An 11,359-nucleotide genomic window follows, 5' to 3' on the forward strand; every position below is an offset into this window, starting at 1 on the left:
TCGACACGGTTATCCTATGAGGAAAAGGAGACGTGTAGAACTTTAAGTTATATTAATAAATTCGGACAAGCTTCTAGTAACTTCGACAAGCTTGTCTATCAGTTTATGTCGAATATTTTTTTCGCATTAGCAGTCGTGACGTTTGCAACTTCATCAAAGGATAGGCCTTTAATTTCGGCAATTTGCTCTGCAACAAGCTTTACATATCCCGGTTCATTACGTTTTCCACGATAAGGATGTGGAGCTAAATAAGGACAGTCTGTTTCAATCAGCAGCTTTTCTAAAGGGACCACCTCAGCCACTTCTTTAGGTTTTTTTGCATTTTTAAAAGTAACAGGACCGCCAAGTGATATGTAAAAATTCATTTTTAGACATTCTACGGCAACCTCAGGACTTCCGCTAAAGCAATGCATGATTCCTCCAACTTCAGCTGCTCCCTCCTCCTGTAAAATTTCTACGATATCAGCTGTTGCTTCCCGATTATGAATGACAATTGGAAGCTTTACCTTTTTAGCTAACTGAATTTGCTTACGAAATACCTCTTTTTGAATATCTTTTGGGGATTTGTCCCAATGATAATCTAATCCCATTTCTCCTATTGCCACCACTTTTGGATGGGAGGCTAACTCTTCTATCCAAAGCAGATCTTCATCTGTCATATCAATTGCGTCCACTGGATGCCAGCCAACACATGCATAGATAAAATCGTAGCTTTCAGCAAGCTCTATTGCTCTTTTAATGGTGGGTCTGTCAAAGCCAACACAAACCATACTTGATACTCCCGCCTCTTGAGCCCTTGAAATGACTTCTTCTAAATCTTCCTCAAATTGTTCCGCATTTAAATGGACATGTGTATCAAATAACATGATCAAATCTCCTTTGTTGATTTTCATCACTATTTCTTGTCGAATGTATAAAGAAAAAATGGAAATGCCACGAATTTTGTTTCACGTGGAACATTTCAAAGCGGAAGCGCCTTGACCAGGGAAAAAAGCAGTTCATTTTTTCCTCGAGTCCCAAGGAGCCGCAACTAGACAAGCTTATGACCCCGAGCCCCTAGGCGCTCCTCAGAAAAGCTAACGCCTTTCTTTCGTGCGAGGTTCCGCTTCCGTAGCTTACTCTTATGCAGCTAGACATTTCTCAAATTAAAAGAGCCTATAAAGGCTCTTCTAAATGGTTATTTACTTTACCTTAGAACCGTTAGGTAATGTTTGGTCAACTGTGGCGAGCGATAATGCACCATCCTTTGATCCTGCTAATATCATACCTTGTGATAATTCACCGCGTAGTTTCACCGGCTTAAGGTTGGTAATACAAATGACTTTTCTTCCAACTAATTCTTCAGGTTTATAGTACTCGGCAATACCTGAGACTACTTGACGTTTTTCATAGCCCAAATCCAACTGAAGCTTTAGAAGCTTATCTGCCTTTTTAATTGGTTCAGCCTGAATGACTTCTGCCACTCTCAAATCAATTTTCATGAAATCATCTATAGCGATTTCAACGATTTCTTCCGGCTTTTCTTCTTGTTTTTCTTCTTGCTTCTCCTCAACGACTGGAGCAAAACCTCCCATTTTTGCACGGATAAATTCAACTTCATCTGCAATATCAAGGCGTGGGAACAAAGGATTTCCTTTTGAAACTTTCGTTCCGCTTGGAATAGCACCGAAGTCAGACAAACTCTCCCAGGTTTTAAGTTCCTCTTTATTAACACCCAGTTGTTCAAAGATACCATTCGGTGTTACCGTTAAGAAAGGCTTGAGAAGAATGGCTGTTCTTCTTAATGATTCTGCTAAATGAACCATTACACTAGCTAGCTCAGCTTTTCGTTCTTCTGATTTTGCCAATGTCCATGGCTGTGTTTCATCAATATATTTATTGGTACGACTCACTAATTGCCAAATGGATGTCAATGCAACTGAAAATTCCATTTTCTCCATTGCTTCCTCATATTTTGAGACGGTTTCACGGTTGACTTGAAGCAATGCTTCATCAAACTCACCCGTAGAGCCAGAATAAATAGGAATAACGCCATCGAAATATTTCTCAATCATTGCCACTGTACGGTTTAACAGGTTGCCAAGGTCATTGGCTAAATCGAAATTAATTCTTTCCACAAATCCTTCTGGCGTAAAGACACCGTCTGCGCCAAATGGCACTTCTCTTAATAAATAATATCGAAGGGCGTCGAGGCCATAGCGATCAATTAATGTGACAGGGTCGACTACATTTCCTTTTGATTTAGACATTTTCCCGTCTTTCATTAAAAGCCAGCCATGAGCAAAGACCTTTTTAGGAAGTGGAAGATCAAGGGCCATTAACATGATTGGCCAATAAATCGTATGGAAACGAACAATTTCTTTTCCAACTAGATGAACATCTGCAGGCCAATAATTCAAATATTTACTATCATTATCTGTGCCATAGCCAAGGGCTGTAATATAATTGGATAACGCGTCAATCCAAACATAAATGACGTGCTTTGGATCTCCCGGTACTTTTACACCCCAATCAAAGGTCGTTCTAGAAACAGCTAAATCCTCTAAGCCTGGCTTAATAAAATTATTAATCATTTCATTTTTTCGTGACTCTGGCTGGATAAACTCTGGATTTTCTTCATAATATTGCAACAGTCGATCTACATAATTACTCATCTTGAAAAAGTAAGATTCTTCTTTAACAATTTCTACTGGTCTGCCGCAATCTGGGCAATTCCCATCGACTAACTGGCGGTCAGTATAAAAGGATTCACATGGTGTACAATACCAGCCTTCATATTTATCGAGGTAAATATCCCCTTGTTCAAGTAGTCTAGCAAAAATCCTTTCGACAATTTGTTTATGTCGCTCTTCCGTTGTTCGAATAAAGTCGTCATAAGAGATATCAAGCTTTTTCCATAGGTCCTTAATCCCATCGACGATTTCATCCACATACTGTTGTGGGGATATTCCCTTTTCCTCTGCTTTGCGCTGGATTTTTTGCCCGTGCTCGTCTGTACCGGTTAAATACATAACATCAAAGCCGCGCATCCTTTTATAGCGTGCCATTGCATCTCCAGCTACCGTGGTATAAGCATGGCCAATATGTAAATTTCCGCTCGGATAATAAATCGGAGTGGTGAGATAAAAGGTTTTTAATTTTTCTTGCATTTGATACCCTCCTAATATAGACAATCGACATTTCTATTAAAACATTATTACCTTTTTTCATCCTTCTATATCATCAAAATATACCCAAAAATCAATAATTGTGCAATAAACCCCATTTATAAACACTAGATTTATTTTATTTTTTCTCATCACCCCCCAAAAAGCTTATATCCCTGTCGAAAATTATACTAATGAAATAGTTGATTATTGTAGTTTTTTGTCGAATTTTATAAATAGATTAAAAATGTATTTTTTATCATAACAATAGTGTTAAATTTCTATTTCACCTGAACGATCATTCATAATTCATTGATATATCAACAATCCGACAAAATGATAATATTTACCATTATTTTTTACTATAAATTAATTGACGGAAATTGGAATGGCTGGTATTATAAGTTTATAAAAATAATGTCGAAAAATGACGAATAGATAGAAATATAAATTAATAGGTTTAATATGAGAGGAGCTATTAAAATGAAATCTACAGGTATTGTCCGTAAAGTTGATGAATTAGGTCGTGTGGTAATTCCAATCGAATTAAGAAGAACACTTGGTATTGCTGAAAAAGATGCACTTGAAATTTATGTTGATGATGAGCGTATTATCTTAAAGAAATACAAACCTAATATGACTTGCCAAGTAACTGGTGAAGTTTCTGATGATAACTTAGCACTTGCTGGCGGAAAGTTAATCCTTAGCCGTGAAGGTGCAGAACAATTAGTAAATGAAATCAAAAGCCAATTTGAATTAGTAAAATAATATAAATGAAGCTTCTCCTAAACCAGGAGAAGCTTTTTTATGATTTATTGATCGATATGGTAGGCTTGATACACCTCACGTTTGTTTATTCCTCGATCTTTAGCTGTTTGTTTAATTGCCTCTTTTGAAGGGATATCTTTTACACTTATGTAGTGATTAACATGTTCTTCAATCGATAAGGTCTCCCACCAGGATATTTCTTCTTCCTTTAATTTACTTTCATCGGCACCTTCAATAATCAAACAAAATTCACCGCGAATTTCATCCTGATTAGCCCACTCCACTATTTCCTCTAAACTACCTCTAATAAATTCCTCAAACTTTTTCGTTAATTCTCGACAAATAGCTACTTTGCGATTCCCCAAAATTTCATACATACTGGTTAAGGTTTCTTTAAGACGATGGGGCGATTCGTAAAAAACAAGCGTTCCTGTTTGTTTCTTTAGACCCTCCAACTCAGACTTTTTTTCTTTTTTACTTCGGTTTAAGAAACCATAAAAATAGAAGGGCTGACAAATAAGCCCTGAAGCTGTTAAAGCAGGGAGAGCTGCATTTGCACCGGGTAACGGAACCACTGTTACCTTCTCATTTATTGCAGCATAAACCAGCTCATATCCTGGATCTGATATGGCTGGCATGCCCGCGTCACTCACCAAAGCAATTTTTAAGCCTTCCTTTATCTTATGAATGAGCTTCTCTCCGCTCGATTCTTTATTATGCTCATGATAGCTGACAACAGGCGTTTGAATTTCAAAGTAATTGCATAACTTTTTTGTATTTCGTGTATCCTCTGCAGCGATCAAATCTGCTTCCTTTAAAATCCTTATAGCACGAAAACTCATGTCCTCAAGATTGCCAATTGGCGTTGGAACAAGATAAAGTATTCCTTTTTGCGCCTCATTTTCAAAACTCTTTTGCTGCCACACTGTAACCACCCGTTTCATTTATTCGCCGTATAGTATTTTTTTGATATCCGCTGTGTATTCTCCCTCTTCATTATAAACAAATAAGGGAGGAAGTATTTTTAAATCCGGACTGCCGTCTTTAATCGCTTCAATTAATAATGTATTTGCCTCTTTTCCTTGCTTTGGGTAGACAAACTGAATGCGCTTAGGTTCAAGGCGGTACTGACGCATGATAGTTATGATATCCATTAACCTTCCCGGACGATGGACAAATGCAACCTTCCCACCCTGCCTTACTAATTGGCTTGAAGCCTTTACAGAGTCCTCAAGTGTACATAGTATCTCGTGACGGGCAATGGCCAGATGTTCATTCGGATTTATTTCTTCTGTTGAAGGAGTTGTAAAATAGGGAGGATTGCAGGTAACTACATCATATTTCCCATATCCTAATTGCTTAGGCATTTCTTTTATATCTCCATGGATCATCTGAAGGCGTTCCTGAAGGCTGTTATATTCAATACTTCTTACTGCCATATCATAAAGACGTTCTTGTATCTCTACACCTATAATATTGCCATTAGTCCTGGCGCTTAAAAATAATGGAATAACCCCATTCCCACTACATAAATCGATGATATTCCCTTTTTGTATCGGGACATATACAAACCGAGCAAGTAAAACTGCATCTAGCGAAAAAGCAAAAACCGACGGGCTTTGGATAATCCTTAGATTTTCAGCAAGCAAATAATCAAGTCGTTCATCATCCTTTAAAATAACCACAACCATCCACCTCAAATAATATATAAAAAAATGGAGGCTGACCTGAGTCAACCTCTTCATGTTATTTCTTATTAAGAAAGGAGAGACAAAATAAGCAATCGCCTTCCTTACGTAAGCTTCCAAAATGAAGATTACAAATGTGAAATCCTTCTTGGTATAGACGAGCGAGATTATCATAGCCTTCTCCGATATCTAAAGATCGATCTCCAGTAGATACGCGAGAAGTTGTCCCTTTTTTAACCTTCTCATCTTTCTTTTCTTTTTCCGTGGTTACATCTAAACGGCGTCTTAGATGTTCGTTTTCAAGCTTTAAATAATGATTCTCTTCTAGTATTTCGGCTAAATGCTGCTTTAATTCCCCGAGCTGTTGGTAAAGATGGCCAATTTGCGTTTCCATATTACTTACTGATTCAAATATCTCTTTTTTATCCACGTCTCACACCTCTTAATCTGTGGATTGTATAGAAAAGGCACCTTCTTTATTGATTTCATCCAATGTATACTCCAGAACTCGATCCTGTTCTTTTAGTTCCACCTGAAGTACCCGCTCTAATATATTTAATCCTACCACTTTTCCTCGACCTTGAGGAGTTTCAATCACTTCTCCTAAATCAGGCAGTTGTTCTTTTGCAGCTTCATATTCATCATTTTCATATTTTAAACAACACATTAGTCTACCGCATAAACCGGATATCTTAGTAGGATTCAATGAGAGATTTTGGTCCTTAGCCATCTTAATGGACACAGGATCAAAATCACCTAGAAATGTGGAACAGCAAAGCATTCTTCCACATGGACCAATTCCTCCAAGCATTTTTGCTTCATCCCTGACACCGATTTGGCGTAATTCAATTCTTGTCCGAAAAATGGATGCTAAATCTTTTACTAACTCACGAAAATCTACTCTTCCGTCAGCAGTAAAATAAAAGATCACTTTATTTCGGTCAAATGTATATTCAACATCCACTAGTTTCATATCTAATTGATGTCCATTTACTTTTTCATTACAAACATCATATGCTTCCTGGGCAGCTTGTTTATTTTCTTCAACGATCATTCGATCCTTGTGATCCGCAATTCTCACTACCCTTTTTAAAGGTAAAACAACATCGTGCTCTTCAACCTGTTTTCGTGGGACAACGGCCTTCCCGTATTCTACTCCACGTACTGTTTCGACAATCACAAAGTCATCCTTTTGAATTGAGAGGTCTCCTGGATCAAAATAATAGATTTTACCCGCTTTTTTAAAGCGTACTCCTACAACATCATACAAATGAAGATCCCTCCTGCAAATTTAACACAAGCTCTTCCATCATTAGCTGCGGATTCATATTAGCCGCAAGCTTCCTTTTTGCTTCGAGAATAGCCGACATTTGATCCGATAACCGCCGTCCGGATGTTTCAAGAGCATACTGTCTCAACCGGTCACTTTCAGCTTTAAAGACTATTTGCTCCTGTTTATCTAATTGTATATATAATAAATCCTTAAAAATAAGAAGTAAAAGATCTAAACCACGATTAATCTGTTCTTTCTCTTTAAAGTGTGAAAACCAATCCCCTTGAAGCGTTACCATTGCTTCTAAAGAATTTTTTTTCAACACCTCATACAATTTTAACACTATTTTTTGAGCTTGTGCAAACCAATCATCGAGATTTAATTCATAAGCCTCATCAAGGCTATTCGTTAACTGCGCTAATAAGGGTGCCTTCATTGGATTTACGCCGTTTTCAGTCAATTGATTAATCATTGCTAATGGAGATAATGGTTTAAATGATAATATTTGGCAACGCGAAAGAATAGTTGGTAACAGTTGCTGAGGCTGCTCTGTTAATAGAAAAGCTGTAGTTTGTGAGTTTGGTTCCTCTAGAAACTTTAGCAAACTATTTGCCGCACTCACACTCATTTTATCAGCGTCACTAATCATATAAACCTTTCTTGACGATTCAACACCTTTTTTTGAGAACTCCTCCTGAAGGTCTTGAATTTGTTGTTTTTTTATCGATAACCCATCGGGCTCAACTTTATGGACATCTGGATGATTACCACTATTAATACGACGGCAATTATGACAGGCTCCACATGGTTTAAAGCCCTCTATTAAAGATTCACAAAATAAAGCTTTTGTGATTAATAAAGCGATTTCCTTTTTCCCAGTCCCTCTGATTCCCTCAAGTAAATAGGCATGGGCCACACGATTCTTCAACAAACTGTTCTTTAACATTTTTAGTACGGTAGGCTGCAGCTCTTCTAGTTGATCCCATGTTTTTACCAAGTTCATCACTCTCTTACAATTATTATTGATTTAAAAATGCATATATTGTTCAATTGGAAGAACGAAAACTGTTGCACCGCCAACCTCAACTTCAACAGGATAGGGTACAAAGGAGTCAGCATTCCCTCCCATTGGGGAAACGGGTGCTACTAATTGATCCCGTGATTTGCAGTTATCCTTAATAATTTGCAATGCACGGTCCACACGAATATCTTCTGTTCCAATCATAAAGGTGGTGTTGCCAGATTTCAAAAAGCCGCCTGTAGTTGCCAACTTCGTCGCTCTAAAATTATTATCAACCAGTGCTTTTGATAACCGGTTGCTATCCTGGTCCTGAACAACAGCGATGATAAGTTTCATCTCGACCAACCCCTTCGTCAATATGTCATTTATCTTTCCTATATTATAACAGTTATTTGTCCTTGGCACATTGATATTCGACAGTGAGTGCTTTTGAAATTTGTCTAAAAAAATTAAAAGAGCCTCAGAAGGCTCTTTTTAGAATAATTTAGCTTTTAGAACCTCCATCGTTTTTGAAAAAACGTCATTTACTTCACCAGAGGCGTCAATTCTTACAATCCTATCAGGAAACCTTTTCATTAGTAGGTGATACCCTTCTCTGACCTTATGATGGAATTCTAGGTTTTCTAAATCTAAGCGATTCACTTCTCGCCCTTTATTTTTGTTAATTCGCTGCAAACCTAACTCAGGTTCAATATCAAAATAAATAGTGAGATCAGGCATCATTTGCTCAATAGCAAATTGATTAATGGTAAATACCTCATCAATTCCTAAACCGCGGGCATGACCTTGATAAGCTAGTGAACTATCGACAAAGCGGTCACACAATACCACCTTACCATCCTCAATAGCTGGCATTACTTTCTCTACTAAATGCTGTCTTCTAGCTGCAGCATAGAGCAATGCCTCCGTCCTAGGGTCCATTGATGTATTTTCCTTATCCAAAATAACTCTTCTGATTTGTTCCGCAATATCTATACCGCCTGGTTCCCGGGTTAGTAGTGCTTCGTTTAGTTCCTTAGCTACCATACTAATGATTGTTGTCTTCCCTGCACCATCAGGGCCTTCAAATGTAATAAAAAAACCGCTCTTCATCAATAGTAAACCTCCAAAATCTTAACTTGTCCTAAATATGTTAATTAGGTTTTTATCTAAATAGGATCCTCCTTGAAATCTTGCTCCTGCATTCATTAGTTGGTCAAGATGATTTATCTTTTCCTCTGTAATCAGCTCCCCGATTAGCAAAATGGGAATACCAGGAGGATATGGTATGATTGTCTCCGCACATACATTTCCTATAGCTTGTAAAATAGGTACTGCTTTTTTTTCATAGCTCAACAACTTTTCATAAGGGATGGCTAACTCTGAGATTTTGCCAGAGCTAATTTTATATTCCTCCTCTATTGAATGTTGTGGTACCTCTGCTAATACCTCTTTTATTTTCCTGCTTGTTTCAACTAGCATACTGTCTTGGTTTTCCTTCAATAAGGGAAGAATCAACAAAACATTATAAGGATCTGCCAACTCTGTATATATACCTATCTCTTCGAATCTTTTTTGAAGCTCAAAGCCAGTTAACTTACTCCTTGACTGTATGGTTATTTTTAATTTATCCCCATGTGAGTCAGGATACTCTAGTACTTTTATACTTTGGATGGTTGATAGCTCTTTTTTAAAGCGTGATATTTCTTTTAGTAAGTATTCTATATCGTTTCGTTGGTATGTTGCTAAATAATTTCTCGCTAGATCCAATGAAGCCATGATGACGTATGATGGGCTGCTGGACTGAAGCATTTGTAGGTACTCCTTAACTTTGTCGCTGCTAATCCGATTGCTATTTATATGTAAATAAGAACCCATTGTCATGGCAGGAAGGGTTTTATGTGCTGAATGAACGACCATATCAGCCCCTAATTTGATAGCGGACGTCGGAAATGGCTCACCAATAATAAAATGAGGACCATGTGCCTCATCTACTAATACAGGAATGTTATGATGATGGGCAAGATCAATGACGCTTTTTAAATCATACACCATTCCATAGTAGTTAGGATAGGTTAAGACAATCGCTTTTGCTTCTGGGTAGAGGGAAATGGCTCTTTCAACTATATCCTTCGAAACACCTGTCGCTGTCTTCCATTCCTGATGATAATCTGGTTCAATAAAAACAGGTCGTGCTTTTGCTAGTTTTAAAGCATTTAAGACTGACTTATGGCAATTTCTTTGTACGAGGATAACATCATCTTTCTCACAAACTGACAAGATCATGGCCAAATTACCCACGGTAGATCCATTGATTAAGAAAAAGCTTTCTTTAGCCTGATAAAGATCAGCTAAGAGCTCTTGGGCCTCTTTTATTACGCCTACAGGAGAGTGCAAATCATCTAATCCTGATAATTCGGTGACATCGATTCTAAGAATCTTTTGAAAAATATCCTTTGCCTGTTGGTGAAAAATAGTTCCAGATTTATGACCTGGAACATGAAAGGACATAGGATTCATTTTTGTGTGATTGACTAGTGCTTCATATAATGGAATTCGATTTTGTTTGTTCATTGTTATACCCCTTCAAAGAGTCTTATTTATTTTAACAAAATACGACAAAACCTACCCCCTTCTTCACAAAAAAATAAAGCCCAAATGGACTTTCTATGAAAAAATTTCCGGTGTTGTTATTTTTTTTAGTTGTTTTAGATAATATTTATATTTTGGGTCATTTGTTTCTGTTTGAATTAGGTCTTCTTCGCAATCTGTACAAATAAACGAAGTATATAGATGTATCCCTTTTGGTTTTAGACCCTCACATATAACGCACGTTTCGTGATAATGACTATGTGCTAATGAACTCAACCACACCACCTCCATATACCTATTCTTCCCGATATTCTATAATTGTATACAAAATTTCGAATTATCCTCCTCAGGGCATCCCTCGTTATATCCTATGTAGGTAATTGCTTTTGGGTGTATGTCTAGTAACGATTTATTCTAAAACACTTCGTACTTTTTTATATATAAAGATTAGGATGGTTGGCTATTAAGGTTGATTGACGGGGATGGTCTGGATTTTTGATTACCTTTAATATAGAAAAGTTAAGTTTGTAGTAATCAAAAAACGGTTTTAGTTACCTTAACTCATTAAAAATGAGGCTTTGGGAATCAAACTTGCATGATAAGGGTTAATCGTTACCGTTTTCCTTAAAAGTGTTGCCACGCGGGCATGATTAGCTGCTAATCGTTACCGTTTTCTCTAAAAGTATCACCGCGCTGGCACGATTACCTTCTAATCGATACCGTTTCCTCCAAAAGTAACCACGCACGGGCACGATTCCACCACTACTTCCCTTTTCATTTTTAGAACATATAAAAAAACACAACCCTTATCAGGTTGTGCTTCGTTTGCCTGGCAACGTCCTACTCTCACAGGGACAAAGTCCCAACTACCATCGGCGCTGAGAAGCTTAAC

The 11,359-nt window shown here is 37.4% G+C and carries 13 protein-coding genes; 1 reads left to right on the forward strand and 12 read right to left on the reverse strand.

Features of this window, described 5'->3' with window-relative positions; all coding sequences use genetic code 11:
• Nucleotides 1-98: 98 nt before the first annotated feature.
• Nucleotides 99-866, reverse strand: a complete 768-nt coding sequence (locus TR08_RS02755; RefSeq protein ID WP_045515584.1) for a TatD family hydrolase — start codon at nt 864-866, stop codon at nt 99-101.
• A 315-nt stretch (nt 867-1,181) separates the two neighbouring features.
• Entirely contained in the window at nt 1,182-3,149 is a 1,968-nt protein-coding gene (gene metG / locus TR08_RS02760; protein ID WP_045515585.1) for a methionine--tRNA ligase, read from the reverse strand.
• Between the two features lie 474 nt (nt 3,150-3,623).
• On the opposite strand from metG, the gene TR08_RS02765 reads away from it, so the two are divergent.
• The gene (locus TR08_RS02765) at nt 3,624-3,914 is read left to right on the forward strand and encodes an AbrB/MazE/SpoVT family DNA-binding domain-containing protein (protein ID WP_174524443.1); all 291 of its coding nucleotides are present in this window, start codon (nt 3,624-3,626) and stop codon (nt 3,912-3,914) included.
• Between the two features lie 44 nt (nt 3,915-3,958).
• On the opposite strand, the gene rsmI is transcribed toward TR08_RS02765, so the two are convergent.
• The 10 genes from rsmI to TR08_RS33020 all read right to left on the reverse strand — a co-directional run.
• A complete protein-coding gene (rsmI, locus tag TR08_RS02770; RefSeq protein ID WP_045515587.1) occupies nt 3,959-4,840 on the reverse strand; it encodes a 16S rRNA (cytidine(1402)-2'-O)-methyltransferase in 882 nt (293 codons plus the stop codon).
• Between the two features lie 18 nt (nt 4,841-4,858).
• Nucleotides 4,859-5,605 carry a tRNA1(Val) (adenine(37)-N6)-methyltransferase gene (locus TR08_RS02775; protein WP_045515588.1) on the reverse strand — a complete coding sequence of 249 codons (747 nt, stop codon included), beginning with the start codon at nt 5,603-5,605 and terminating at the stop codon, nt 4,859-4,861.
• Nucleotides 5,606-5,660: 55 nt separating this feature from the next.
• Nucleotides 5,661-6,032 (reverse strand): DNA replication initiation control protein YabA, encoded by a 372-nt coding sequence (gene yabA / locus TR08_RS02780; RefSeq protein ID WP_045515589.1) that lies wholly within the window; start codon nt 6,030-6,032, stop codon nt 5,661-5,663.
• Between the two features lie 12 nt (nt 6,033-6,044).
• Entirely contained in the window at nt 6,045-6,872 is an 828-nt protein-coding gene (locus TR08_RS02785) for a PSP1 domain-containing protein (protein WP_045515590.1), read from the reverse strand.
• Nucleotides 6,865-7,872 (reverse strand): DNA polymerase III subunit delta', encoded by a 1,008-nt coding sequence (holB, locus tag TR08_RS02790; RefSeq protein ID WP_045515591.1) that lies wholly within the window; start codon nt 7,870-7,872, stop codon nt 6,865-6,867. Before holB ends, TR08_RS02785 begins: the two co-directional genes overlap by 8 nt.
• A 30-nt stretch (nt 7,873-7,902) precedes the next feature.
• Nucleotides 7,903-8,232 carry a cyclic-di-AMP receptor gene (locus tag TR08_RS02795; protein WP_045515592.1) on the reverse strand — a complete coding sequence of 110 codons (330 nt, stop codon included), beginning with the start codon at nt 8,230-8,232 and terminating at the stop codon, nt 7,903-7,905.
• Nucleotides 8,233-8,370: 138 nt separating this feature from the next.
• Nucleotides 8,371-8,988, reverse strand: coding sequence for a dTMP kinase (tmk, locus tag TR08_RS02800; protein ID WP_045515594.1), 618 nt, complete (start codon nt 8,986-8,988; stop codon nt 8,371-8,373).
• A gap of 21 nt (nt 8,989-9,009) precedes the next feature.
• Nucleotides 9,010-10,449 carry an aminotransferase class I/II-fold pyridoxal phosphate-dependent enzyme gene (locus TR08_RS02805; protein ID WP_045515595.1) on the reverse strand — a complete coding sequence of 480 codons (1,440 nt, stop codon included), beginning with the start codon at nt 10,447-10,449 and terminating at the stop codon, nt 9,010-9,012.
• A 93-nt stretch (nt 10,450-10,542) separates the two neighbouring features.
• The gene (locus tag TR08_RS02810) at nt 10,543-10,758 is read right to left on the reverse strand and encodes a sigma factor G inhibitor Gin (protein WP_045515596.1); all 216 of its coding nucleotides are present in this window, start codon (nt 10,756-10,758) and stop codon (nt 10,543-10,545) included.
• A gap of 418 nt (nt 10,759-11,176) precedes the next feature.
• Nucleotides 11,177-11,359, reverse strand: a 183-nt coding sequence (locus TR08_RS33020; protein WP_045515598.1) for a hypothetical protein, incomplete at its 5' end; no start/stop codon positions are given.

The organism is Neobacillus niacini (assembly GCF_000759675.1).
Taxonomy (GTDB): domain Bacteria; phylum Bacillota; class Bacilli; order Bacillales; family Cytobacillaceae; genus Neobacillus; species Neobacillus niacini_A.